This is a genomic window from Paraburkholderia sp. PREW-6R (assembly GCF_039621805.1).
Lineage (GTDB): Bacteria > Pseudomonadota > Gammaproteobacteria > Burkholderiales > Burkholderiaceae > Paraburkholderia.
On record NZ_CP155075.1, the window covers coordinates 1,034,537 to 1,060,773 of the forward strand.

The 26,237-nt window shown below is 61.1% G+C and carries 22 protein-coding genes and 1 pseudogene; 18 read left to right on the plus strand and 5 right to left on the minus strand.

Going from position 1 to position 26,237, the window contains the following annotated elements; all coding sequences use genetic code 11:
• Positions 1-114: 114 nt before the first annotated feature.
• Together AAGS40_RS29190 and AAGS40_RS29195 are read left to right on the plus strand one after the other, a co-directional pair.
• A complete protein-coding gene (locus tag AAGS40_RS29190; protein WP_345817031.1) occupies positions 115-1,320 on the plus strand; it encodes an alcohol dehydrogenase catalytic domain-containing protein in 1,206 nt (401 codons plus the stop codon).
• A gap of 291 nt (positions 1,321-1,611) precedes the next feature.
• Positions 1,612-2,622 carry a zinc-binding alcohol dehydrogenase family protein gene (locus tag AAGS40_RS29195; RefSeq protein ID WP_345817032.1) on the plus strand — a complete coding sequence of 337 codons (1,011 nt, stop codon included), beginning with the start codon at positions 1,612-1,614 and terminating at the stop codon, positions 2,620-2,622.
• 121 nt (positions 2,623-2,743) lie between these two features.
• On the opposite strand, the gene AAGS40_RS29200 is transcribed toward AAGS40_RS29195, so the two are convergent.
• Both AAGS40_RS29200 and AAGS40_RS29205 read right to left on the minus strand, forming a co-directional pair.
• Positions 2,744-3,316, minus strand: coding sequence for a GNAT family N-acetyltransferase (locus AAGS40_RS29200; protein WP_345817033.1), 573 nt, complete (start codon positions 3,314-3,316; stop codon positions 2,744-2,746).
• Between the two features lie 339 nt (positions 3,317-3,655).
• The gene (locus tag AAGS40_RS29205) at positions 3,656-4,573 is read right to left on the minus strand and encodes a LysR substrate-binding domain-containing protein (protein ID WP_345817034.1); all 918 of its coding nucleotides are present in this window, start codon (positions 4,571-4,573) and stop codon (positions 3,656-3,658) included.
• A 279-nt stretch (positions 4,574-4,852) separates the two neighbouring features.
• Here AAGS40_RS29205 and AAGS40_RS29210 point away from each other — a divergent pair, with 279 nt between their 5' ends.
• The 4 genes from AAGS40_RS29210 (at position 4,853) to AAGS40_RS29225 (ending at position 8,920) form a co-directional block, all read left to right on the plus strand.
• Positions 4,853-5,644 carry a transketolase gene (locus AAGS40_RS29210; protein WP_345817635.1) on the plus strand — a complete coding sequence of 264 codons (792 nt, stop codon included), beginning with the start codon at positions 4,853-4,855 and terminating at the stop codon, positions 5,642-5,644.
• Complete coding sequence (locus AAGS40_RS29215; protein ID WP_345817035.1) at positions 5,641-6,642, plus strand: transketolase family protein; 1,002 nt, start codon at positions 5,641-5,643, stop codon at positions 6,640-6,642. The genes AAGS40_RS29210 and AAGS40_RS29215 overlap by 4 nt, the downstream gene beginning before the upstream one ends.
• A gap of 17 nt (positions 6,643-6,659) precedes the next feature.
• Positions 6,660-7,505: an NAD(P)-dependent oxidoreductase gene (locus AAGS40_RS29220; protein ID WP_345817036.1), complete on the plus strand. Its 846-nt coding sequence runs from the start codon at positions 6,660-6,662 to the stop codon at positions 7,503-7,505.
• Between the two features lie 107 nt (positions 7,506-7,612).
• Positions 7,613-8,920 (plus strand): MFS transporter, encoded by a 1,308-nt coding sequence (locus tag AAGS40_RS29225; protein ID WP_345817037.1) that lies wholly within the window; start codon positions 7,613-7,615, stop codon positions 8,918-8,920.
• Positions 8,921-9,250: 330 nt separating this feature from the next.
• On the opposite strand, the gene phnA is transcribed toward AAGS40_RS29225, so the two are convergent.
• A complete protein-coding gene (gene phnA, locus AAGS40_RS29230; RefSeq protein ID WP_345817038.1) occupies positions 9,251-10,477 on the minus strand; it encodes a phosphonoacetate hydrolase in 1,227 nt (408 codons plus the stop codon).
• Positions 10,478-10,587: 110 nt separating this feature from the next.
• Here phnA and AAGS40_RS29235 point away from each other — a divergent pair.
• Positions 10,588-10,764, plus strand: a pseudogene (locus AAGS40_RS29235) (LysR family transcriptional regulator); the annotation flags it as partial.
• A 452-nt stretch (positions 10,765-11,216) separates the two neighbouring features.
• A complete protein-coding gene (locus tag AAGS40_RS29240) occupies positions 11,217-12,113 on the plus strand; it encodes an oxidoreductase (protein ID WP_345817039.1) in 897 nt (298 codons plus the stop codon).
• Positions 12,114-12,252: 139 nt separating this feature from the next.
• On the opposite strand, the gene AAGS40_RS29245 is transcribed toward AAGS40_RS29240, so the two are convergent.
• Positions 12,253-13,137, minus strand: coding sequence for a LysR family transcriptional regulator (locus AAGS40_RS29245; protein ID WP_345817040.1), 885 nt, complete (start codon positions 13,135-13,137; stop codon positions 12,253-12,255).
• Between the two features lie 78 nt (positions 13,138-13,215).
• Here AAGS40_RS29245 and AAGS40_RS29250 point away from each other — a divergent pair, with 78 nt between their 5' ends.
• The 5 genes from AAGS40_RS29250 (at position 13,216) to AAGS40_RS29270 (ending at position 17,883) form a co-directional block, all read left to right on the plus strand.
• Complete coding sequence (locus AAGS40_RS29250; protein WP_345817041.1) at positions 13,216-13,926, plus strand: SDR family oxidoreductase; 711 nt, start codon at positions 13,216-13,218, stop codon at positions 13,924-13,926.
• Positions 13,927-13,973: 47 nt separating this feature from the next.
• Complete coding sequence (locus AAGS40_RS29255) at positions 13,974-14,216, plus strand: 4-oxalocrotonate tautomerase family protein (protein ID WP_345817042.1); 243 nt, start codon at positions 13,974-13,976, stop codon at positions 14,214-14,216.
• 828 nt (positions 14,217-15,044) lie between these two features.
• On the plus strand, positions 15,045-16,118 hold the full coding sequence (gene ampC / locus AAGS40_RS29260; RefSeq protein ID WP_345817043.1) for a class C beta-lactamase: 1,074 nt from the start codon (positions 15,045-15,047) through the stop codon (positions 16,116-16,118).
• Positions 16,115-16,510, plus strand: a complete 396-nt coding sequence (locus AAGS40_RS29265; protein ID WP_345817044.1) for a cupin domain-containing protein — start codon at positions 16,115-16,117, stop codon at positions 16,508-16,510. The genes ampC and AAGS40_RS29265 overlap by 4 nt, the downstream gene beginning before the upstream one ends.
• A 548-nt stretch (positions 16,511-17,058) precedes the next feature.
• Positions 17,059-17,883: an isocitrate lyase/phosphoenolpyruvate mutase family protein gene (locus tag AAGS40_RS29270; RefSeq protein ID WP_345817045.1), complete on the plus strand. Its 825-nt coding sequence runs from the start codon at positions 17,059-17,061 to the stop codon at positions 17,881-17,883.
• A gap of 59 nt (positions 17,884-17,942) precedes the next feature.
• On the opposite strand, the gene AAGS40_RS29275 is transcribed toward AAGS40_RS29270, so the two are convergent.
• Positions 17,943-18,884 (minus strand): oxidoreductase, encoded by a 942-nt coding sequence (locus tag AAGS40_RS29275; RefSeq protein WP_345817046.1) that lies wholly within the window; start codon positions 18,882-18,884, stop codon positions 17,943-17,945.
• 245 nt (positions 18,885-19,129) lie between these two features.
• Between AAGS40_RS29275 and AAGS40_RS29280 the strand changes: the two genes are divergently transcribed.
• From AAGS40_RS29280 to AAGS40_RS29300, 5 genes are all read left to right on the plus strand, one after another.
• On the plus strand, positions 19,130-19,708 hold the full coding sequence (locus AAGS40_RS29280; RefSeq protein WP_345817047.1) for an isochorismatase family protein: 579 nt from the start codon (positions 19,130-19,132) through the stop codon (positions 19,706-19,708).
• Between the two features lie 16 nt (positions 19,709-19,724).
• Positions 19,725-20,693 carry a helix-turn-helix domain-containing protein gene (locus tag AAGS40_RS29285; protein ID WP_345817048.1) on the plus strand — a complete coding sequence of 323 codons (969 nt, stop codon included), beginning with the start codon at positions 19,725-19,727 and terminating at the stop codon, positions 20,691-20,693.
• Between the two features lie 351 nt (positions 20,694-21,044).
• Entirely contained in the window at positions 21,045-23,099 is a 2,055-nt protein-coding gene (locus tag AAGS40_RS29290; protein ID WP_345817049.1) for an ATP-binding protein, read from the plus strand.
• A gap of 757 nt (positions 23,100-23,856) precedes the next feature.
• Positions 23,857-25,431 carry a tannase/feruloyl esterase family alpha/beta hydrolase gene (locus AAGS40_RS29295; RefSeq protein ID WP_345817050.1) on the plus strand — a complete coding sequence of 525 codons (1,575 nt, stop codon included), beginning with the start codon at positions 23,857-23,859 and terminating at the stop codon, positions 25,429-25,431.
• Between the two features lie 400 nt (positions 25,432-25,831).
• Entirely contained in the window at positions 25,832-26,065 is a 234-nt protein-coding gene (locus tag AAGS40_RS29300) for a hypothetical protein (protein WP_345817051.1), read from the plus strand.
• Positions 26,066-26,237 lie beyond the last annotated feature (172 nt).

The following is a 26,237-nucleotide window of genomic DNA, read 5'->3' on the forward strand; positions in this document are numbered from 1 at the left end:
CTTCCTGCATGGTCGGCATCCCGATGACCGGCGGCCTTCATTCGAGCCGACACCTTACTCAGGCCGCGATCTGAAAATCGATCGGGCCTCAAACACTGAACAAGGAGAAATGTCATGGCTGCGAGCGGCAATCGCGCAGTAACGTTCATGGGTCCGATGAAGATGGAGTTGCAGACTTTCGACTATCCGAAACTGATCACGCCGACAGGCAAGAAAGCCAATCACGGCGCGATCCTCAAGATCGTGACGACGAATATCTGCGGTAGCGATCAGCACATCTACCATGGCCGCTTCGCCGCGCCCAAGGGGATGGTGATGGGGCATGAGATGACCGGGGAAGTGGTCGAAGTCGGTCCGGACGTCGAGTTCATCAGGAAGGGCGATATATGTTCGGTCCCGTTCAACGTTTCTTGTGGACGCTGCCGCAACTGCAAGGAGCGGCACACCGATGTGTGCATGAACGTTAATGACACGGTCGATTGCGGCGCTTACGGCTTCAATCTCGGCGGCTGGCAGGGTGGCCAGTCCGACTACCTGATGGTGCCTTACGCCGATTGGAACCTGTTGTCTTTCCCGGACAAGGACCAGGCCATGGAGAAAATCCGGGATCTCACACTGTTATCGGACATCCTTCCGACCGGCTTCCATGGTCTGATGGAGGCCGGGGCCAGAGTGGGCTCGACGGTCTATATCGCCGGAGCCGGGCCGGTGGGTCGGTGCGCCGCGGCGGGCGCGCGCCTCATCGGCGCGTCCTGCATCATCGTGGCCGATACCAACCGGGCGCGGTTGGACCTGCTCAGTAATAATGGCTGCGAGGTGGTCGATCTCACCAAGGACACGCCGGTGGCCGACCAGATCGAAGCGATCCTGGGCAAGCGGGAGGTGGATTGCGGCGTGGATTGCGTCGGACTGGAGGCGCACGGCTGTGGTCCGGAGGCGAACAGCGAGCACTCGGAGGCGGTAATCAACACGCTTCTCGAAGTAGTACGGGCCGGTGGCGCGATGGGCGTCCCCGGCATTTACACCGACGCCGACCCGAAGGCGAGCACCGATCTGACCAAAAAAGGCCAGCTTCCCATTGATTTCGGCAAAGCCTGGATCAAATCGCCGAAACTGACGGCCGGCCAGGCGCCCGTCATGCACTACAACCGCGACCTGATGATGGCGATTCTGTGGGATCGGATGCCATATCTTGGCGCCATGCTCAACACCGAGATCATCAAGCTGGAGCAGGCGCCCGAGGCGTACAAGACGTTCAGCGATGGCTCGCCCAAAAAGTTCGTCATCGATCCACACGGCAGCGTGAAGAAAGCCGCATAGTACCGGCAGGTGATACGGGCGCTCGACGGCTCCTCCCCTTCGGGCGCCCGATCGCGAGGTCGAAAAAGACCCTGGCAATGTCCGGCTCAAAGAAGCCATCCGCCGACTCGCAGGCGCGGGCGACACATGTGCGGCTTTCGCGATGCATGTCGCACAAAGGCGTTTCGTTCATGCTGTGGTCCAGCCAGATAGCACCTCGCGTTGTCCTGACTCAGGTGAACGCTGAAGGTTATCCAAGAAGAACAACGTTCGCCCGCTGTAGCTGAAACCGGTCATTTCTGTGGAGTACCCATGAAAGCTGTTGTCTATAACGAGTCTGTTCCGCTCGATTCGCCCGATGCCCTGACCGACACCACGTTGCCCGAGGCTGAGCCGACCGGGTATGACCTGTTGGTGGAAGTGCATTCGGTTTCGGTGAACCCGGTCGATACCAAGATCCGTGGCGGCGTGCTGCCGCCTCCAGCGGAACCTAAGGTACTTGGCTGGGATGCGTCCGGCGTGGTGCGCACCGTGGGCGACAAAGTCACCCTGTTCAAGCCCGGCGATCGCGTCATGTACGCCGGTTCGCTGTTACGGGCGGGCACCAACAGCGAGCTGCACCTGATCGACGAGCGCATCGTCGGCCCGATGCCGAAGAGCCTTAGCTTCGAGGAAGCGGCCGCGCTGCCGCTGACCTCGGTCACGGCGTGGGAGTTGCTGTTCGACCGTTTGCAAGTGCGCGAAGGCAAAAATCCGATCGGGACGCTGCTGGTCATTGGTGGCGCTGGCGGCGTCGGCTCGATACTGGTCCAGCTGGCGCGCCAGTTGACCGGCCTGACCGTGATCGCCACCGCATCGCGGCCGGAAACGCGGGAGTGGGTAAGCAAGCTTGGTGCGCACCATGTGATCGATCACACGGCGCCGATGCCGAAGCAGTTGCGCGACCTTGGCATTGACCAGGTCGATTACGTGGCGAGCCTGACCCACACCGACAAGCACCTCGTCGAAATCACCCAGATGCTGGCGCCGCAGGGCAAGCTCGGGCTGATCGATGACCCCGAGTCGCTCGACGTGCCGATTCTCAAGCCCAAGAGCATCTCGCTGCACTGGGAATTGATGTACACCCGTTCGATGTACCAGACCCCGGACATGATCGAGCAGCACAATATTCTGGTGCGCGTCGCCGAGCTGGTCGACGCGGGCGTGCTGCGCACGACGCTGGCAGAGCATTTCGGCACGATCAACGCCGCCAATCTGCGTCGCGCCCATACCTTGATCGAGAGCGGCAAGGCGCGCGGCAAGATCGTGCTATCCGGCTTTTGAGATTTTGCGCAACACGCCTTGAAAACCAGGGCTGCCGCATGAGTACTTCGTCGCCGATGAGTTGACAGGTTAGCGAGTCGCGCGGTGGGCACATGTCCGCCGCGCGTCGCGCTCCGTTTTCTCAGTCGTGGAGATCGATGCGATAACGAAGCGCTTGGGCATTTCCATAGGCGGCCGTCTTCCTGAACCGTTCGATCACGAGACCACCGCATGCTGCGATGACCCGCTGTGAGGCCATATTGTCGGGATCGACCGTTAGCTCCACATAGGGCAAGCCCCGTAGTCTCGCTTCTTCCAGCATCAGACTGAGGGCCTGCCGGGCGTAGCCGTTGCCGCGCCTCCACGGCACAACTGAGAAGCCGATATGTCCGAGCACATGGGGCGGCAACTCGGCCGTTCCAGGCCGCCAGCGAAAGCCGATCGCACCGCTGACAGCGCCGTCCCAAATCCATCGGACGATGCCTGGCAGACGGGCGACGGTCGAGCCATCGGGCAGAGAGATCGGGCCACCCGATGCGGTCGGATCATCCAGCCCGTCGACGAATGCCGTTGCGTTCAATTTGATGGCATCCAGCTGTTCGCGCGCAGCAATCTCCTTACGAACATTATCAGGCGACCAGCCGGCCTCCAGGGCCGAAACGTAGCTTCCCAGCATCGCAATCGTGGGCTTCAGGAGTTCGATCCTGGTTGTCATTGTCTTCGCTCCAGGAGATAAAGTTGCGAACAGTTCAAGCGGCGGTGTCCAGGGTCGCAAAGTGACTGGACCGGGCCGAACGACCCTTTGGTCGAACCGGTAGAGCGTCGCATCGCAGTCGCCGAGGGTCATAGAATGGCCAACATACTGACCGTCGGTTACAGCAGGGACAACCTTTGCCCAGAATGCCGCCGATGCCAAGTTTTTCCCTGACGTGCCATATCTGCCAGTGACCGGGAAATGTGCACAGCGAGTCGGATACGACCGCGTTCCCACCCGTTATCCGTGCCTTCAAAACTCCCGGACGATGACTGTCAATCCAGGCAGGCGGATAGCCGCTTATGACTTTGCCACCTCGGCTGTCTCAGCCGTCTCGTCGCCGATTCCAAGTTCCTTCAGAAACCAGGCCTTGAACGTCTCGAACGCCTCGTGCCTCTGCGGCCATCTAGGATGCACAAGGTAGTGCCCTACGTAGTCGACTTCCCGCGTAGAGCCGGCAAGCGGCCTCACGAGTTCGCCGCGTTGCAGTTCGCGTTCGGAGAGAAGCGTGGATTCAAGCACGACGCCCAGGCTGTCGACCGCAGCGGCGATCGCCATCGCGCTGCGGTCGAAGCGCAGGCCGTAGTGCGTCGGCGGCGGAAGGTGGTTTGCTTCGAACCATCCCGCCCATTGGTACATCTGGACCTCACACTGAATCAGCGGCACGCCATACAGATCCTCTGGCGTGCGGATGTACTCCGCGAGCGCCGGCGTACATAGCGGTGCCAGTCCTTCCACACCGAGCGGGATCTTCTTGTGCGGCGAAGGCTTCGGTTCGCCATAGACGATATCGAGATCGAAGTCATCGTCGAAACGCGCGTACTCGGTGCTCGCAGAAAATCGCAGGTCGATGTTCGGATGATCCCGCACGAACCCCGCAAGCCGTGGCAGCAGCCATTGCGTCGCGAAGCTGGGCGCCGTGTGCAGTCGAAGCGGCGCGCGTTCCTCCTTGGTCAGCAGCGCAAAGCCGCGCTGCATCTCGTCCATGCCGCGCTGGATGTGCTCCATCAGCATCGCGCCTTCGCGCGTCAGGCGCACTTCCCGGGTGCTGCGCTGGAACAGCCGATGGCCAAGCAGCTCTTCGAGCTTACGCACGGAATGGCTAACCGCGCTCGGCGACAGGTTGAGCTCGCGCGCCGCATCAGCGAAAGAAAGCGATCGACCGGCAGCCTCGTAAACCCGGATATACGACAGCGGGACCTTGCGGAAAACGTTCATGGCATTGATTGGTGAATGTCATTCATCGCGTCTTGCAATCTTTTCTTTTGTCGGGCGCACTGGGTCAAGCATACATTACGTTCACCCCGTTTTCACACTGACCGATTGCTGAACTGGAGACAACTGCAGCCATCGGGATCGTCGGGGCTCCCGAGTCCATCTTCCGCAGGAAAAGCCATGACAATGACTATTGAGGCCGCGCCGCAAATCGGCCCAACATCAGCGCAACTCTCAAAAATTGCCGGTCACGCCTATCGCATCCGCCGCTTCGCGCTGCGCATGGGCGAAGTGCAAGGCCAAGGCTACATCGGGCAGGCGCTTGGACTCGCCGACGCGCTCGCGGTAGCCTGGTGTCATGCGATGAATATCCGCCCCGCAGAGCCCGAATGGGAAGGCCGCGACCGCTTCCTGCTCTCGCACGGGCACTACGCGATCGCGCTATACGCCGCGCTGATCGAAGCGGGCGTCATCGCCGAAGATGAACTCGAAACCTACGGCTCGGACGACAGCCGCCTGCCGATGTCCGGCATGGCGACTTACACGCCCGGCATGGAAATCTCGGGCGGCTCGCTCGGCCAGGGACTCACGATTGCGGTTGGCATGGCGCTCGGCCTGCGTCTGAAGGGCAGCCCGGCGACCGTCTACAACTCGATGTCGGACGGCGAACTCGACGAAGGTGCGACGTGGGAAGCCGCGCTCTCCGCCGCGCACCACGGTCTTGGCAACCTCATCACCATGGTTGACATCAACCGCCAGCAGGCCGACGGCCCGTCTCATGACGTACTCGCCTTCGAGCCGCTCGCCGACAAGTGGCTGTCGTTCGGCTGGCATGTCGAGCGCGTGAATGGCAACGATCTGCCCGCGCTCGTCGAAGCGTTCGATCGCGCCCGTGCACTCAAGGAAGCGAAGCCGCGCGTCATTCTGCTCGACACGCTGATGGGCAAGGGCGTCCCCTTTCTCGAGACACGCGAGAAGAATCACTTCATCCGAGTCGATGCAGAGGAGTGGCAGCAAGCCATCGCAGTGCTCGACGAGAACCACAAGCAAGCCCAGCAGGGAGACAAGGCATGACTGCCATCGCTGAAAAGAAACCTCGCCTGACCACGTCCGCGATGATTGCGTCCATCGCATCGGAAGGCCAGAAGACGCGCCCTGCTCCTTTCGGCCACGCATTGGTCGCGGAAGCGGAAAAGCGGCACAACATCGTCGGCCTGTCCGCGGATCTGTCCAAGTACACGGACCTGCATATCTTCGGCAACGCGTTTCCGAAGCGGTTCTTCCAGATGGGCATGGCCGAGCAGCTTCTGATGGGCGCGGCGGGCGGCATGGCCAAGGAAGGCTTCATTCCGTTCGCCACGACCTACGCCGTGTTCGCGACCCGCCGGGCCTATGACTTCATTCATCAGATCATCGCTGAGGAAAACCTCAATGTGAAGATCTGCGCCGCGTTGCCGGGTCTGACGACTGGCTACGGCCCCAGCCATCAGGCGACCGAAGATCTGGCGCTGATGCGCGCCATTCCCGGCATGACCGTGATCGATCCATGCGATGCACTCGACACGGAGCAGGCCGTGGCCGCGATTGCTGCGCACGACGGCCCTGTCTATATGCGTCTGCTGCGCGGCAAGGTGCCCGCCGTGCTGGACGACTACGACTACCAGTTCGAGCTCGGCAAAGCGAAGATGCTGCGAGACGGGAAGGACGCCCTCATTATCTCGTCCGGCATCATGACAATGCGCGCGCTTGACGCCGCACAAGCACTCGATGACGGGTCGGCTAGCGTTGGCGTATTGCACGTGCCGACAATCAAGCCGCTCGACGAAGCGACCATCATCGAGCAATGCAGGAAGCAGGGACGCCTTGTGATCGTCGCGGAGAATCACAGCGTCATCGGGGGCCTCGGCGATGCGGTGACGAGCGCGCTCGTGCGCCACCGCGTGCTGCCTGAATTCCGGCATATCGGCCTGCCCGACCAGTTCCTCGACGCGGGCGCGCTACCGACGCTGCACGACCGCTACGGCATCTCGACGGCTTCAATCGTCGAGTCGATCAAGACGTGGCTGAAGTAACCCCGAGGGCGGACATCATGAATGTGACATTTATCGGCATCGGCGCGATCGGCTTGCCGATGGCATTGCAGATCAAACGCGCGGGCCACACCGTGACCGGCGTCGATCTCTCGAGCCGCGCACGGGAATGTGGCCAGGAAAGCGGCCTTGCCACTGTGGACAGCTTCGGCGCCGCGCCCCGTTCCGACGTGGTGGTCGCGATGGTCGCGACACCTCAGCAACTCGCCTCGCTGGTCGACAGCGTGGGCACGAAACTGGAAGGCCAGACATGGATCGTCATGTCAACGGTCGGCCCGGATGCGGTGCGCGAACAGGGCGAACGTCTCGTTGCGGCAGGCGCGCGGGTCGTCGATGCCCCCGTGACGGGCGGCACCGCACGCGCGAAAACCGGCGAACTCGTGATCTTCGCATCAGGCCGGCAGGCGGACATCGACGCGGTGCGCCCGGTGCTCGACGCAATGGGCAGCGTGCGCGTCACCGGTCAGAGGCTCGGCGACGGTCAGGCCATCAAGGTCGTGAACCAGCATCTGTGCTCGGTGCATATCGTGGCCGCCGCAGAAGCGCTTAGCCTCGCACGCTCGCTCGGTCTCGATCCTGCCGCGGTACTCGAACTGGTCGAGAAAGGCGCGGCAGGCTCCTGGATGCTGTCCGACCGCGGCCCCCGCATGCTTCAGGGGACCGACGTAACGGTCACGAGTTCGATCAACATTTTCGTGAAGGATAGCGATCTTGTCGCTCAAGCGGCGAAATCGTGCGGTGCGGACGTGCCGCTGCTTTCCATTGCGAAGGCCCGTTATACCAGGGCGGCAGAAGAAGGACTCGGCCTGCGCGACGACAGCCGCGTGATTGAAACCTGGCGCTAGGCGCCGCGCCGTCCAGCTTTCAACGTGACGAGCGCTCGACGAAGCGCAAACGATGGGCCGTCTTCCTGAGAGAAGGCGACCGGTTAAAGTAATGGAGACAACTCACCATGAATACGAGCAAACGAGGCCGCGCGGTTAAGGTCGCCGTCGCGTCGATGATCGGCTCAGCAGTCGAGAGCTATGACTTTTTCATTTATGGAACGGCCGCTGCCGCGTGGTTCGGCAAGATCTTCTTTCACACCGCGGAGCCAATCGTCGGCATCATGGCGGCCTTCGCCACGCTGGCCATCGGTTTCCTCATGCGCCCGCTTGGCGGCTATCTCGCAGGCCACTATGGGGACCGCATCGGCCGCAAGGCGGTGCTGTTCTGGTCGCTGGTCGCGATGGGCGGCGCAACCGTGCTAATCGGGTTTTTGCCGACTTACTCGCAGGCTGGCGTCGTCGCGCCCATCCTGCTGATTCTTCTGCGCATGATTCAGGGCATCGGCTTTGGTGCGGAATGGGGAGGCGCGGTTCTGATGGCGTGCGAACATGCGCCTGCAAAACGCCGCGGCTTTTTTGGCGCGATCCCACAGATCGGCATTCCGCTCGGCCTCCTGCTCGCGAACGGCGCGTTTTTGCTGTCGGGCGCGTTGCTGGAGGGGGACTGGATCTGGCGCACGCCGTTCCTGATGTCGTTCCTGATGGTTGCCATCGGCATCTTCATCCGGATGAGCGTATCGGAATCGCCTGAATTCGAAGCGGTAAAGGCAGAGAACAAGGTGATGAAGCAGCCTGCGCTCGAAGTCGTCAAAAGCGACTGGCGCAGCATCCTGAAGATCGTCGGCCTGCGCATGGCGGAGACCGGTGGCTACTACATCACAACCAGCTTCATGTTGTCATACGTGGCGCTCGCGCATGTGTCGACAACCCGCCATATCCTGTGGGGTACGTTGATTGGCTCGGCGGTCGGACTTGTGAGCCATCTGATGTACGGCGCTCTTAGCGACAGGATCGGCCGCCGTCCGGTTTTCATGTTCGGCGCGCTCTTTACCATCGCCTTTGGTGTGCCGATGTTCATGCTGATCAACACCGGCGCAATCATCATGGTGATCGTTGCGGTCGCGCTGTCTCTGCTGTTCAGCCACGATCCGATTTTTGCAGTGGAGGCTAGCTGGTTCTCCGAGCAGTTCCCTGCAAACGTGCGCTCCTCGGGCATTTCGCTGGGCTACAACGGGGCGTCGGTGATCGCGGGGTTGCTGCCGATCATCGCGACGGGCATGTTCGGCGCCTTTGGCTGGATCGGGCCCGCACTGATGTTCTCGGCGCTCGGAGTGGTATCGGCCTGCTGTGCCCTGACTATGAGGGAAACCGCGCCGGCCGTGCTCGAAAAGCGAGGCCAGCGCGCGAAACCGGAGCCCAGGCTCGCCGCCTGAAGCAATCATTGCTCAGTTCCGCGACATACGAGCCCGCCCCTCCCGGCGGGCTTTTCAAATCCCGAGCCACCGAGCTGCATCGCGCCAAATGACGACCGGTGTTTTTTTGGTCCCCCCAGTTGGACAGCAACCGGCTACCTGGCGCGAATCCCATCGACTGGAAATAGCCGTTGAGTCCCCACGCCAACAGAAAAACAGAAACGCGTGGCGGAACTCAACGGCCAGTTCGCCGTTCACCACAGGGCCGCGCCGACGATCATCATTGTGTCGCTGCCAGTTTGTCGCTCTAATGGCCGTTGCGGTCTTTGCCGCACCGGCCATTCCTTGTCTTCAGGCGAGGTGATTCAATGCAAGATCGAATACATCGAAATTTCGCAAACGCCGTGTACCGGCAATGTCGCGCAGCTTGCGATTAAAGATGAGGGGCACCTTCTGTTCCGACAAGCCGCCGTGAGACCGCAGCGGTACGGTGAGTCCAGACAGATCGTGCTTGTCGGCGGCGCTGCCAAGCACCGTGAGCCGTTCGCCCAGCACGACAATGTCGCCGATCCGGTCCGACGGTAGCTCGAACCGCTCGCTTGCCTCCGCCCGGGTCAGTACCGCCTCCACTCCGTCGATTGCGGCAATGAACGCCATGATTTCGCGTCCGCTTACATTGCCGTCTCGCAGATAGACGGTCGCGTAGGAGCCCAGTGCGCCGTGATGGACCACGTACGGATCGGTGATAGGCAGAATGACGCGCGTTGCCTGCGCACCATACTGCTCGTCGAGCCTGTCCTGCAGAAAAACTATGTTCGGACGCCCGATCGCATCGGTTTTAGCGTTCATGCCGTGATCGGCCGTCACGCCCAGCACCGCGCCTTCGTCGTGCAATCGCTGCAGGTAGTGGTCCATCATTGCGTAAAAGGCGTTCGCCTCGGGTGTACCTGGCGCATGCTTGTGCTGCACGTAGTCAGTGGTAGAGAGGTACATCAGGTCCGGCCGCTCCTCACGCAGAATGGACAGACCGGCGGCAAAGACGAATTCGGAGAGTTCCGCGCTATACACCGAAGGCACCGGCATGCCGACTCTCGCAAGAATGTCGTCGATGCCATGCTGCTGCCGCGTGACCTGGTCGGCTTTCTCCGCTGAAAAGCAGATCCCTTCCAGACGGTGGCCTAGCAGACTTCGCAGCTTGTCCTTCGCCGTCACCACCGCGACACTGGCGCCCGCGCGCGCCATCTCGGCAAGAATGGTGGGCGCGCGCAGATACCTGGGGTCGTTCATCAGGACTTCAGTTTGGGTCTCTTCGTCGAAAAAGAAATTGCCACATATGCCATGCACCGAGGGCGGTGCGCCGGTGACGATGGACAGGTTGTTCGGGTTGGTAAATGACGGTACGACGCAATCGCCCGCGAGCACCGTTCCAGACGATCGCAAGCTGGCAAGAAATGGCGCCTTGCCAGCGAGGATCGCCTGATTGACGTAGTCCTGCTCGCAGCCGTCGACACACACCACGATCGTCGGTTGAGAAGGTATCGAGTAGGTCCGGTTATTGACTTCGATCTTACGACTCATTCAAGACCTCTCTGGTGAAATTGATCGGAATAACGTTAGCGCATGATGATCAATCCGCTCACACAATCGACAATGTTGCGCCGTACCCGCCAGAAAAACTGGCACATGCGATCGAACTTCCTCCACTCAACGCGCTGCGTGTGTTCAAGGTCGCCGCGCGCGCGGGCAGTTATTCCGCAACGGTACGTGAGTTGAATCTGACCCACGGTGCTGTGAGCCGTCATATCGCCGTCCTTGACGAATGGCTTGGACAACCGCTGTTCGTGCGAGAAGGAAAAAGCATGGTCATTTGAACCCTTCCCCAGCTTGAGTACGATCGTACGTTAGGACGTCTGCATGAGCCGTTCCGCGGCTGACTTCAGGCGCTCAAGAGAACCGTCTTCGTCGGCAAGGATATTGTCGAACAGTCGTTGCCATTGTTCGGCGTGACTTTTTTTCCCGACTGATGCGATATTAGTTCAATTGAAGCACTTCGCTCCCAGGCATAGAATGGCCCCGTAGATCTGGGACGTGCCAGCGCGACCTTCGGATCGGAGCAAGCCTCGTACGGTGCGAGTCACCGAGGACGGTTCTGAGGTCTGCAACGCCGTCATGACGTTTCTTCAACTGTCGCTCGGCATAGTGCTGCTGCGTTTCTCCGCACGATACGCAACGAAATGTCATCCGTGCGCTCCGGAACAGCGCCACCAATGGCCGTCAGGAGAGCGAATGACAATCAGGACAAGGCAAGGTGATATTGATGACGACGTCTGAAACGCCAACGGTTGCACTCGTTGGCCCAGGGGCCATCGGCACGACCATCGCAGCGGCGCTCCATGAGATCGGGCACACGCCGACGATTTGCGGGCGCTCGGCGCACGAGCGCCTCGAGTTGCGCTTCGACGGTGGCCATATCACCGTGCCGGGGCCCGTGCGCACTGAACCGGCCGAGATCAGAGGTACATTCGAACTGGTCTTCGTCGCGGTCAAGTCGACGCAAGTGGAAGCGACGGCGCCTTGGCTCGCTGCATTGTGTAACGAAAACACGGTTGTCTGCGCGCTGCAAAACGGTGTCGAGCAGAAAGCCCTTTTTGCGCCGTACCTGTCTGGCGGCCCAGTGCTGCCCTCGGTAGTGTGGTTTCCCGCTCAACGCGAACTGGACACCTCGGTATGGCTACGCGGCAAACCACGCCTCACGCTGCCGGACACCCCGGCGACCAGCGTCGTGCTCGCGGCTTTGCACGGCACGCGGTGCGCGGTCGACGTGGCGGCGGATTTCACCTCTGTCGCATGGCGAAAGCTGCTGCAGAACGCTGTCGCGGGTTTGATGGTTCTGGCGGGTCGCCGTGCGGGCATGTTTTCCCGCGTCGATATCACGAGACTGTCTTTAGGTTACCTAAAGGAATGTCTCGAAGTCGCGCGTGCGGAAGGCGCGACTCTGGGTGACGAAGTGCCGCAGGAGATCATCGATGGATTTCATCGTTCCCCGCCGGACCTGGGTACTTCCATTCTCGCTGACCGGCAGGCCGGCCACCCGCTCGAATGGGACAGCCGGAACGGGGTCGTGCAGCGACGTGGCCGCGTTCACGGCATCCCTACACCAATCAGCGATGTGATCGTGCCGCTTCTGGCCGCCGCGAGCGACGGACCTGGCTGACCCTGTAGTCATATCAGGTTCGCTCGTCGATCACGATTGCTGTACGGGCAGCATGTGACGAATACGCCTCTCCCGCAATGTCAAAGCAATAGCCGTGTCTTTGCGTCATCACACGGCTGTTTATTAGCTCCAGGAAGAATCAGAGGAACAGCTCGCGAGCCTGCTCAAACATTGCAATGATCTCTTCGGCGACGAGTCGGATCGTCGCTTCCTTTCTGTCGCGGCGGCGCGTCACCAGATACACCTCTCTGCTGGGCAAGCAGGCTCCGAGATCACAGCTCCGCAACAATGGGTCGCTGCGTCCAATGTAGTGGGGAATCAGCGCAAGGCCGACACCTGAACGCGCAGCGATCGATTGGAGAAACTGGTCTTTTGCGCGAAACGCGACCCGAGCGAGGGGAAAGTGTTCGGACATCCATTTTGCTGCGGACAGGTACGCGTCCGCCTCGTTAAACCCGATACACACCAGTTCGCCGTTTGCCTCGACAGAGCGACAGGCCTCCTCCGTTCCATAGAACCCGTAACCGACCGTGGTCAGCAGACGCGCGATGATGTCGCCGTCCGTGGGTTTGTCGAACCGGATCGCGATATCAGCTTCATGCCGTTCAAGGCTGACCGATCGAAGTGCAGGAGCGAGGTCGATGTCCAACTTCGGATAGCGGATCGTCAGGTTCACGAGGCGCGATGCAAGAAAGCCAGCCGACAAACCGGGCGACGAGTTTATCCGGACCAGTCCTGCGGGCGCGCCATCTGCCACGCCGCGTTTAAGGACCTGGGCTGCCTGTTCCATGTCACTTGCCGCTTCTAGCGCACGCGTTCCGGCAGGCGTCAGCACATAGCCTTCAGGCCGTCGCTCGACGAGCTTTTCTCCAAGACTTTCCTCGAGAGAACGAAGTCGCCGGGCAATCGTCGCGTGATTGACCGACAGCATCCGGGCGGCCGCCGACAGGCTACCGTGCCGTGCGAGTGCTACGAAGATGCGGACGTCTTCCCAGTCGAGAGCTGTGCGTTTTTGATCAGTCATTGATCGAGGATAGTGACTTTTCGCGGGTCTGACAATGCCTTAGATTGAGTCCATCAACCAAGGGTAAAGGAGCCCAGAATGTCAGCTATCAAGAAAGTGGCTATTGTTACCGGCGCCTCGCAAGGCATGGGCGAGGGCATCGTCAACGGTTTTCGCGCCCGAGGCTACGGCGTGATCGCCACGTCACGCTCGATCAAGCCTTCAACTGATCCGGACATGGTGACCATCGCCGGCGACATCGGCGATCCGAGCACGGGCGAGCGTCTGGTCGCCGCGGCCCTCGACAGGTTCGGCCGCATCGATACGCTGGTGAACAATGCCGGCATCTACATCGGCAAACCGTTCACTGAATATACCGAGGAAGATTACCGGCTGAAACTGAAGACCAATCTCGACGGCTTCTTCTTCACCACCCAGCAGGTGATTCCGGTGATGCTGGACCAGGGCAGTGGCCATGTCGTCCAGATCACGGCCTCCACGGCGGAGTTCGCCAGTTCACGCTCTCCTGCCTTCATCGCGATGCTGACCAAAGGCGGCATGAACTCGGCGACCAAGAGCCTGGCGATGGAATATGCGACGCGTGGCATCCGCGTGAACGCTGTGGCTCCCGGCGTCATCCGAACGCCGATGCACGATCCAGAGAGCGTTGAAAAACTGGCTGCCTTCCATCCCATGAACAAGCTGGGTGAGGTAGAGGATATCGTTCGGGCAGTGCTCTACCTCGAAGACGCCACGTTCTCGACCGGCGAGATTCTTCACGTCGATGGCGGTCTCATCGCCGGGCGTTAATCTGCAAACGGCGCGCTACAAGCGCTTTACTTGTTAGGGAGAGCTGTATGCCGATTGTCAATATTCTGGTCACACGCGAAGGCACCCGTGCGGGTGCGGAGCGTACCACCCGCGAGCAAAAAGCCGCCGTGTACAAAGGCATCGCCGACCTGCTTTTTAATGTCATGGGCAAGCCGCATGAGGATACAACCGTCATCTTTCAGGAGCATGAGATCGACGATTTCGGTCAGGGCGGCTTGCCGCTGTCCGACTACCGGAACCACCGTGAGCGGAATTGTCAGGATACCTGACGTTGAATGAGGCGCTACTTGCCAGCCGCTTCCGGAAACGCGACACAATGATTAGATCAGCCGCTGACGCCTGGTCAGGATCCACAAGGCCAGGCGTTAGCCGACACCACATGCAGCTGTAGTCCGGCTGGTCCAGATCCGCGGAAAGGCCAGAATGTATTGGCGTCCAGCCAGCCGATATACGCCGCACAGTCGTTCTAGCCGTCGCCCGAATAGGCTGATACTCCCTTCCCCGTGGCCCGACGGCCAGCTCCGATAAGTTCATCAACGACTGCTGATCCAAATCTCGGCGTCAGTCTGCAATGGCCGTGCAACCGGAGCGCGGAGGTTACCGCACCGCGTTGTTATCATGCGTTCAAAAATCTGCCGTGACGTTTACTTTCGTCTCGTGACAATCGTTCCGACCATCCTTACACGCCTGTCACGCCGTCATTAAGTGAGTAAGGATTGAATCCAAGTACCCGCATCTACTTTGCTAGATGAAGCTGTCTGCCCCGCTGCAGGCCGGGAAGCATCGGATCGCTTCAAATATGCAACGCGATGCGGCCCGCACAACGATCTCGTCGTACGAAGGCAAAAGATTGCCTTATGGGCGCGTAAAGTTAACATTGCTTGTGGCGGTTATGGCGCGGCTCGACAATCGCCGCAACAGAAACGTTCTGTCTTCACAGGCGCCACAGGTTAACTCCTGTTGCCTGCACAGCGAACTTTCTCAACCTCCCCTGCCGCCCTAGCAACGTGAAAAACACATTCAAAGCAGCGCTATTTGCCGCAACACTCCTGGTCATTCACCACTGTGACGCCGCCGGCGTAGTACACGAGCCCGACTTGCGACGCACCGTCGACGAAGCAGTTCAACCAATCCGCCAGCATTACGGCGTGCCCGGCATTGCGGTGGGCGTGACGGTTGGCGGCAAGCACTACTTTTACAACTACGGCGTGATGTCGAAAGACAGCCGTATGCCGATCACGCAACGCACGCTTTTCGAGGTCGGCTCATTCAGCAAGACGATAACCGCGACCTTTGCGTGCTACGCGGCGCAACGCGGCGCGCTGTCGCTCACGGACATGGCGAGCAGTGCGTTGCCCTCGCTCCGCGGCAGTAGCCTGGATCATGTAAGCCTGCTAGAACTGGGCACGCATACGTCCGACTTGCCGCTCTTCATTCCTGAGAGCGTGGAAAACGACGCACAGTTGATGAGCTTCCTTCGCGGCTGGAAACCCGGCCATCCGGCGGGCACCTTCCGGCGTTATTCGAATGTGGGCATCGGATTGCTGGGCGTTATCGCGGCGCACAGCATGAATGTCAATTTTGACGACGCGGTGCAGAATACGCTGCTGCCCCAACTCGGAATGACCCACACGTATCTGCAGGTGCCGTCCGATGCGATGAATCAATACGCACAGGGCTACACGAAGGACGACAAGCCGATCCGTCTGCATCCTGGCGCGCTCGCTGACGAGGCGTATGGCATTCGGTCGGACGCGGCGGACATCGTGCGCTTTCTCGACGTCAACATGCAGGTCGCACACGTCGACGGTGAAGTGAAGCGTGCAGTCGCGTGCGCCCAAACCGGGTACTTTGCGGCCGGACCCTTCATCCAGGACCTGGTCTGGGAACAGTACCCGTATCCGGTGGATCTGAAGACGCTGCAGGCTGGCAACAGTTCAGACGTCCTATACAAAGGCACGCAAGCTACCGAGCTGACGCCACCGCTGGCGCCACAGCAGGATGCGCTGATCGACAAGACCGGCTCGACCAATGGCTTCGCGACTTACGCTGCGTTCGTGCCGTCGCGCCATATCGGCGTAGTCATTCTCGCTAACAAGTCTTATCCGATCGATGCGCGGATAGATGCGGTGTACCGGATTCTCACGTCACTCAGCGGGACGCAGCCATGATCCGCCAACGTCTCGTCATCGCGCTCGCAGCGTTGGTAGCGATGCCTGCCTTCGCGCAGCAACCTCCACCGTCTGCGAAGGAAACCTCCGTGCTGCAACGCGTGCCCATCAATGGCACGGATCGCGAAATGGGGCTGGGCATCGCAGTGTTCCCGCCGCATGCCGCGAAGTCCCGACACGCGGCGTCGGGACCGGAGCTCTGCTTCGTGCTTGATGGCGACGTCACTGTACAGGTAGACGGTCAACCAACACGTGTCGTGCACAAGGGCGAAACGTTCCAGCTGCCTGCCTATGCGCTGCATACGACAACGGCGGGCCCGGACGGCGCACGCGTGCTGGCCAGCTGGGCGAACGTGCCAGGACAACCGTTCAATCTGCCGGGCCCGCGTTGAGTCGGCCGAATAACAGCGCTCCGAATTCCTGACCCGGTCTGTTGTTTTGTGAGGCTCTGCCGCTACAGCCGCCGATGTGTACAGATAGCAATTTTAATAGCGCGTCACACCGGGCAATGTGTGTTGGTGCTTGATTGAAACGGAACCCGCCATCTGCACGGGCCCTGCACGTGGTCGCGACCACTGAACCGCTCGCCGAGCCCGCTCGTTTCCGTCAGACGAACCTGCAGCATTTTTTCTTGCGCGAAAACCCGCGCGCCTTTTAGATTTCTAGGAAAGCGGCATATCTCCCCGAGATCAATCCGGAAAAGTAACGTCACCCCGTTATGCGCGCCGCCACCGGCTATCGCTACCGCGTTCAGGAATGAAAGCGTCCGAAAGCAGCGTAATCGCGCCGCGTGCGCCTAAGCCGATCGCCGCGGCGGTCGCTATCTCCCACACTCCCGGCCCCGTTTGCGCCGCATTTCTCTGCGCGCGCTGTAACATCAGGATCGAGCCGTCACAAAAATCGCTCCGTGATGGCTCGCCTCTCCTATCAGGAGCTCATCATGTCACGCACCACCGCAGAAAAACGCGCCGCCTTCCGCGCGCTGCATGCATCTGGCTGCTTCGTGCTGCCGAACCCGTGGGACACAGGCAGCGCCCGCTACCTCGCAAGCCTCGGTTTCGAGGCCATTGCGACCACCAGTTCCGGCTTCGCATGGTCAACCGGTCGCGCAGACAATCATGTGACGCGCGAGGTCATTCTCGCGCATCTGCGCGCCATGGTTGCGGCAACCGATCTGCCGGTGAACGCCGACTTTGAAAGCGGTTTCGGAGCCGATCCCGCCGAGGTCGCCGAAAGCGTGAAGCTCGCAATTGACACGGGAGTCGCGGGCCTTTCCATCGAAGACTCCACCGGAAATACCGCAAGCCCGCTGTTCCCGTTAGACATGGCCGTGGAGCGACTGAAAGCGGCAAGGCGGGCAATCGACGAAAGCGGCGGTGACACCCTGCTGATTGGCCGCGCGGAAAATTTTTTTGCTGGCGTGCCGGACATGAACGATACGCTGGCACGGCTCGAGGCATATGCGGCCGCCGGCGCAGACTGCCTGTATGCCCCTGGTATTCAGACACCCGAACAGATCAAAGCCGTCGTTGCCGCCGTGGCGCCCCGGCCGGTGAATGTGTTGATTGGCTCGCAGTCCGCACTGACGCTGCAGGATCTGGCCGCGCTCGGCGTGCGGCGCGTGAGCGTCGGCGGAGCACTCGCGCGGGCTGCGTGGGGCGGGTTCATGCGCGCAGCGCAATCGCTTGCTAACGGACGTTTCGACGGGTTCGCCGATGCCGCGTCAGGCGCGCAATTGAACACGCAATTTCTCGGCAACGCTTAAGCATCGCGGTTCGATCGAACCCGGTCTATTTACGACGGAGAACATTCGTATCGAACCCGTCACGGAAAGTGCACCCCCGTGAATGACTCGCAAGCGTCCCACAGACGTTGCGCTGCTCTCGTGTCGTGCGCCTGCGCCGCAATTGCCGCATTGTCGACGCGTTCGCCGCGCATCTCCATCCACCCGGTCGGACCGTAGTACCCGCCATCCACGACATCCGGTGATGTTGCCGCATACAACGTGGGCAATGCCCCGGCTTCATCGCTATTCAGCAATGCGCCGATAAGGCGGCTTGCAACAGCGCGCGCTGCGCTATCCAGCGCCGAGCGCTCCCCAGCTCGGAACAGGTTGGTATTGGCCACACCCGGATGGACGGCAACCGACATGACGCGCGAGCCACGCGCGCGCAAACGGCGGTCGAGTTCGAGAGCAAACATTAAATTGGCGAGCTTCGATTGCTGATATGACCGCATCGGTGAATAGCGTCGCGTGGACTGAAGATCGTCGAAATCGAGCCGCCCGCGTTTGTGGGCAATGGACGCGACCGTCACTACGCGTGAACGCTCCGAAGCGGCTGCTTCTTCGAGGAGCGGCATGAGCAAGCCGGTCAGCGCAAAATGCCCGATCACGTTGGTGCCGAACTGAATCTCGAAGCCATCAGCGGTTTCAAGCCTCTTTGGCGGTGCCATCACGCCGGCATTATTGACAAGTACGTGAAGCGCGCGTTGCGCCGCGCGCTCGCGGCTCGCGAACTCCCGAACAGAGTCGAGCGATGCGAGGTCCAACGCGGCCAGCTCGACACTTGCACCGGGCGCTACGCTTTTGAGGCGGGAAAGTGCCGCCTCTGCGCGACGCGGGTCGCGGCAGGCCATGATCACATGCGCTCCCTTTTGCGCAAGGACCAGCGCGGTGTGATAGCCAATGCCGCTATTCGCTCCGGTGATGAGAATCCGCTTGCCGTTCAGGCTCGAAATGTCTGCGGGCGTCCAGGTTCCGTTCATATAGATTTCGCTGTGGGCATCGTGGCCAGGAAAACCAGCGTACCACTTGTCGATGAGAGCGTTCCGTCAAACCTGTCGATGGCATAACCCGCGCTTCACATTGCCTGAGCGCGGCGCGCTAGTGATCGCGCGCGCATCAGACCTATCCTGATGGCCGATTTTGACCTCTATCCGTCCTTAAACGCGCTCGATAACATTACGCGAAGCGTTTAGGATGAGGTTCCCTTACCCACGGAGCGTCAAAAATGTCCGCATCGGCAACCGCCAAGTCGGCTCTTATCGTCATCGATATTCAGGAATCGTTTCGCCAAACGCCTGTCTGGTCGGACGCGAATCTACCCGCCTTCAGGGAAGCCGTCCTGCGCCTGCATCATGGCGCGCGGGAGAACGGCGTGCCCGTGGTTCACGTCTTTCATGTGGGCCGGGCCGCGCCATTTACCAAAGAATCCGGCTTCGTCACGGCTTTGGACTGGCTGCCGCAAAACGCCGATGTCGTGTTTGAAAAGCATACCCACAATGCGTTCAGCGACACCGGCCTCGACCTCTGGTTGCGCCGCCGCGGCATCGATCATCTGGTGATCTCAGGCATACGCACGGAGCAGTGCTGCGAGACGACGACCCGGGTCGGATCGGACATTGGCTACGCGGTAGACTTCGTCACCGAAGCTACGCTCACCTTCCCCATGACCCATGCAGGCAGCGGTCGCACCTATTCGCCGGAGGAAATAAAAATGGGCTGCGAGCTGGTGCTGGCAGAACGTTTTGCGCGTATTGCGAGCGTCGATCAGGTGCTGAGTAGCTGGCAGAAGAAAATCCGAGATTAACTGCCAGATCAGTCCCGTGAAAACCTCTGTCTGGTTCGTGCTCACCCCACCTGTCCTGATGCTTGATTACGCGGGACCCGCCGAGGTCATGCGTATGGCCGTGGAGTCCGGTGCACCGTTCGAGTTGCATCATTGCGCGCCGCTGTCTCCAGTGACCACATCGATCGGCATGTCGTTGACGGGACTCGAACCGCTTCCCGCGAGGCTGCCGCCCCACAGTCTGGTCATCGTAGTGGGTACGACGGAGATTCCCGCGCGCGGCGCCAGTCGGCCATTCGAGGCGGTCACACATTGGCTGGAAACCGTACCGACTGTCGACACGCGAATCGCCAGCATCTGTGCAGGCGCAGTACTGCTGGCACGTGCCGGGCGGCTCGCGGGTCGCCGCTGTACGACCCACTACGACCTCGTCGACCTGCTCAGAAGCGCCGAGCCTACGGCGCGCGTGCAGGACAACTGTCTGTTCGTCGACGACGGCGATGTATTGACCAGTGCGGGCATCACGGCAGGAATCGATTTGGCGCTCTATCTGATCGAACACTATGCCGGCCCTCGACTGGCCGCCGACATTGCACGCCGTCAGGTCGTCTATCAGCGGCGCGCCGGGCAGGACGTCCAGCTATCACCGTGGCTGGCGCATCGCAACCACATGCATCCCGCCGTTCATCGCGTGCAAGACGCCATTTCGAACGACCCTGCGCGAACATGGACCATCGCCGAGCTTGCGGACATCGCGCATGTCAGCGCGAGACATTTGAGCCGGCTCTTTCTCGAGCACACCGGCGTCACCGTGCTGGCCTATCAGCAGAGCCTGCGAGTGGCGCGCGCGCAGCAACTGCTGGAGAATTCCGACCTCATGGTCGAACAGGTCGCGGAGGCTTCGGGATTTGCTTCCGCACGCGATTTCCGACGGGTCTGGCGCCGCTATCACGACACGCCGCCGCGGCAGGCCACGGCGCGCGGTCGGGGTCATCAGTCTGGCTAGACGAAGGCATCGGGCGTACAAAACAGGACACTAAGCAGCCCCCCGCCACCGGCGGCGACCATCCGATGGGCAATCCAAAGCTTGCGTCAGACTTCGGAGCGAAGTCGCAGCAGACAGTCCATCAGGTACTGTCATACAGCACAATCATCGTGTGACCTTCAATTCGCGGTAGCTGGCGCCACGCGACTGCCAGATTGCGGGCAACGTTCACCACCGCAAGAGACGGCAGCATCAGAGCCCGCGTTCTTCGTGCGCACCCCGCCGCAGCCGTGACTGGGCGTGCGGTTTGTGCGGCCAGCGGTTCCGTACTTTGGTACGATCTGGTTCCGTTGTGTAGTCACCAAAGGCGCGATGAATCTTTCCTACGTCAGCATCATGAACCGATCGGCGCAGCTTCTCGCTGCGGTCGTCCTGCTGATTGTGTCCATGGTCTTCGTCGGGTATGTGGCCCACCTGCCATTGCTGATTACGCTTGCGCCTGCGCTGCAGGGCATGTCCGTGCTGACCGCCAGCGGAATCGGTTGTATCGCGCTTGCACTGATCATGCAGGACAGGCCGGCTTTCTGGCTGTGCTGGCTGGCGCTTGGGGCCGCCATGGCTGCGCTGGCTTCCCAGGCGGCGTATGGGCGCGACATGATCAGTCCCGCCCTCGCGCACGCCGTTTTCGGCATGCCGGCCGAACAGAGCGGGCGCACGTCGATTGCCACGGCAATCGCCATCTCACTCCTCGCGCTCGCCCAGCACCAGCGCATTTTTCGGCGGCATCTGCTGGCCGATCTGCTCGCCAGCGCCGCCGTCCTGCTGTCTGGCACGGCGCTGCTCGGTTATGCATACGGGGTGCGCGATCTGTACGCCCTTTTCCTCTTCAACACGATTGCAGCACATACGGCCGCGGCACTCTTCGCGCTTGGGCTCGCCACTCATTTCAGTCAGGCGGACCGTGGCTGGGCTCGCATGATCGCATCTTCACGTAAAGGCGGCGGCGCCACGCGACGACAACTCGCGTTCACGCTGCTGCCGCCCGTGGCCGGTGGCGTGCTGCTGCACTCCACGCACGCAGGCAGGCTCGGGCCGGGTGTCGCAATGGCGCTTCTTGTCGTCATCACCATTGCGCCGCTGATTGCGTTGATTCTGCACGACGGCAAAACGCTCGATGCACTCGACATCGAACGCGAATCGAGCGACCGCCTCAAACAGCAGACAGCCGATGAACTTTCTATCCGGCTCGCAGAGCAGGCCGCCGCGCTCAACCACGAAAGTACCGAGCGGATGAATGCAGAAGCGGCGATGTACGGCGCGCAGCGTCTCGAGGCGGTAGGACAACTGACCGGCGGCATTGCGCATGACTTCAACAACCTGCTGATGGCGATAGCGAGCAATCTGCATCTGAGTCAGAGCCGGCTCGACTCCGCGCATCCGGCGCGCACATTTGTGAACAATGCCGCCGAAGTGACACAACGCGGCGCGAGACTGACCGCTCAATTACTTGCCTTCTCGCGTACTCAAAGGCTCGACATGCAGCCGGTTGAACTGGACCGGGTCGTGCGCGACGCCCGCGAACTGATCGGCAATGCACTCGGCCCCAAGGTGACGATCGAGCTCGAACTGCTCGCGCCCGGCGCATGGGTCGTGGCCGACGCCGACCAGGTTCAGCTGGCTGTTCTAAACCTTGCCCTCAATGCACGCGACGCCATGCCTCACGGTGGACACTTTCACATTTGCACGTTCATTGACGGGCCACCGGGGTCAGCCGCCGACGATCGGAAATTCGCAACGATCCAGGTAAGGGATAGTGGAGTGGGCATGACTCCGGATGTCATCGCCCGCGCTGTCGATCCATTCTTTACCACGAAGGATCGCGGCAAAGGGACGGGTCTTGGCCTCGCTCAGGTCTACGGCGTGGTCAAACAGTGTGGCGGCGACCTGCACATCGCCAGCACGCCGGGAAGCGGAACGACCGTCGATCTGCTATTGCCGCTTACGGCAGCGCGCGAAAGCTCGGCGCGCAAGGCCGTGCCGGCGGCCGCGCGGGCCACGGTGGACTTGACAGGCATGGGTCCACTGCTCGTCATCGACGATGACGAGCACGTCCGTATCGCGCTTGCAGAAATGTTTCGCAGCGCCGGCTACGAAGTGACGGAGGCGGAGGACGGCGCGGCAGGCTTGCGACTGATGGAGGAAATCCGGCCCGCGCTGGCTGTCATCGACTTCATCATGCCGGGGCTGAACGGCGCCGAGGTCGCACGCCTTGCTCGCGTGAAACTGCCCACGCTGCCGATTATTTTCGTGAGCGGATACGCGGACACGCTCGCACTCGATGAAATCGGCAACGCGATCGTGCTACGCAAACCCGTGGGTCCGCAAACGCTCTTCCATGCGGTCAACGAGGCATTGGGGACAACATGACGCGTGGTGACAGAACTCGGCATCGGCGGTAATGCGTTTAATCCGCATGATCGCTCGGAACACACCGCGTCGATCAATACAGACCAAGGTGAAGCGGCGGCCCACTCGCGTCAGGCAGCAAAATTTCATTACGATCAGCTGTCGATGGAACATTTCTGCCGCAGCTTCATTCGCCCTTTCTGCAGCCCGCCGATTCCTCGGTATCAACGCCGCGCCCGCTCGGCGCAGGCGCCCCGCACAGTCTCACCCTCTTTCCATTCCGGAACCAAAAGATTTCATTGGCCGAGCCCGCTGCCGCCATATACGATGCATGTTCACGCAACACGGAATTCGCAATGTCACGGCAGTCGCGAACGTTCGGCAGGCGCGCGTGGCAAGCCAGGATGGGCAGGTTCGACTGTGCGGTGTCGGGCGGTAGTCGCGCGCGTTGCTGGCCTTTGTCGTCAGGCGGCGCACGCTAGCCGCGCATTAACTCGCAGGTAAAAGAGTCACATGTGCGCTGCGGCATTGGGGCTGATGACGCAACGTCCAGCACCGTCTCCAGGCCTCACTGGAAGGAGACAATGCAATGAATTCGTGCAATGGATACGGGCGCGCGCGTGGGCGTGTGCCACTTTGGTTAGGCGTACTGTGCGCGTTAGTCGTGTGCTTCACGTGGAGCGGCGGCGCACATGCGGACCCCGATGGCGACTCGTGCCGCGACGCCGCATGCAGGCCGCACAAACCGCCGCCGCGATCCGGAACGGCGTGCCCGCAATTGAGCGGGCTGACCATCAAGGCGCGCGACATCGGTCTGCCCACCACCGGCGCTGTGATTACCTCGACCACCCAGGTGGCAGCCAGTGGTAGTGGCGCAACGGCAGTCGGCTCATACTGCCTTGTGGCGGGCGCAATTCACCCTGTGGATCCATCCGCGCCAGACATTCTGTTCAACGTTGCGCTACCGGACCAGTGGAACCACAAGATTCTGATGCTCGGCGGCGGCGGTTTTGACGGTTCGATTCCCGCCGTGACCGGCAATGTGCCAAGCGCACCGGCCGATTTGCCAGGCCCTCTGTCACGCGGCTATGCGGTGTTCGCGAGCGACTCCGGCCACGAAGCGACCAATGGTGCAGTCAGCGGCGCGTTTTCGGTCAACGCCGAAGCGTACGGCAATTTCATGGGCGAAGCGCTGAAGAAAACGCACGACGCGGCGCTCAGGGTTATCGAAGCCCACTACGGCACGCGTCCATACAAAGCCTATTTCGCGGGCGGCTCGACAGGCGGACGCGAGGCGCTGACTGTCGCGCAACGTTGGCCGCAGGACTGGGACGGCGTCATCGCTTTCTATCCCGCTTACGATTTCACGACGTTGAGTCTGCAACAGTTGCGCGTGACGGAGGGATTCGCCGCGCCCGGCGCGTATCTCGACACTGCGCAACGGGCGCTGCTTTTGAAGGCCGTGATGCAAGCTTGCGATGGTCTTGACGGTGTGGTGGACGGCCTGATCAGCAACGTGCAGGCATGCAACGCGACGTTCAACCCGGCGACAGCGAACGTCGACGGCAAGCCCCTGCGCTGCGCGGGCGGCGTGTCGCGCGGCGATACGTGTCTGTCGGACCCGCAGATTGCGGCCCTCAATACGATGAACACGCCGCTCGTGTTTGCGTATCCGCTCGAAAATGGCGAGACGCAGTATCCGGGCTACAACGTGTACGGCGCGGACCTTGGCGTGGGTAGCAATGCTCCGCTCGAACCCACGGTCACGTCGCTGGCGCTCGGTACGACGCAACCTTCCTTTCCGCTGCAAAGCACGGCAATGTTCGACGGACAGATCAGCGATCAGTTTGTCCGCTACACGGTGATGGACAATGCGAATTTCAATTCGCTGACCTTCAATCCGGCGCTCGCGGGACGATGGTCGGGACGAATCAGCATGCTGTCGGGGCTCGACGCAACCGATGCGAATCTCACGCCGTTCATGCGCCAGGGCGGCAAGTTACTGATGGCGCACGGCACAGTCGATCAAACCGTCAGCACGCGCGCAACCGAAATCTACTATCAGCGCCTGCTGTTCACGATGGGTTTTCGTGCCGTGGCCTCGTTCGTGCGCTTCTATGAAATTCCGGGCTTGCAGCATGCCGTGGGCACCGAGTTCAACGCATCGTGGGACTCGCTAACCGCGCTGGAAAACTGGGTCGAGCACGGCACCCCGCCGGTGCATCAGGTGGATACGGATACGGCGGGCGTACCGGGACGCACGCGTCCGCTTTGCCAGTACCCGTCGTGGCCGAGTTATAACGGCGCGGGAGATGTGAACAGCGCAGCTTCGTTTACGTGTGTGCAGGGGTAACGAGCAGAAGGCGGCTGCGCGTGGCGAAGACCGAGCCACGCGTGCCGCCTTTTCTATTGTGAATGACCGCGGCATTGCCGCTACGTGCGTGTATCTCGACACGCCGGATCGAAGCCTTCCTATGGTTGACGCCTTCGCGGCCAGACACATATCGGGCCACACAACCAGGTGCCATCCTCCCGTATGCCACCCCAGGCCCAGATGTTGCTCCGTCACGGCACTCGGGGAGAGAACCCTATGACTGTCCGTTTATCGCCATTGCTCTGATTGCCGGACCTGACGGCCGGGGGGGCGTGGCGGCCGCCATAGGTAGTCTGGACCGGCTCTCCGCTGTGAATTCCTTGTTGCACGATTAGTTGCTCACGGCTTTGTTGGCTTTATTACTCAACCAGGAGGTTCTATGAAGGTTCATAAAGCAGTGCTGCTCGTTGCGCTGGCGTCCAGCGGGATTGGCGTTTGTTTCGCGCAGAGCGGAGGTGGCAACGGCAACGGTGGCGCAGGCGGCGGCAATGCTCACGGCGCCGCGACCGCCGCGCCGACGGCCGGCGGCGACAACTCGTCGGTACCCAAGAGCACGCATAAGGGCACGTTTCACCTGAAGCATAAAAAGAAAGCGCCCGCGAATCCGAGCTGACTGACCACCGCAACGCGAGTCGTTGCACGCGCAAGCGTTTCAACGAAACGAGACGGCTCCGGCTAAAACGTGGCCGCCTCGTCCGCTTGTGATCGCGCGAGTTTTTCATCATTCGCGCGTTTTCATTGCAGCCGGTAGCAATTTTTGCTCGGCTCGCCTGTCGCCGGACGCC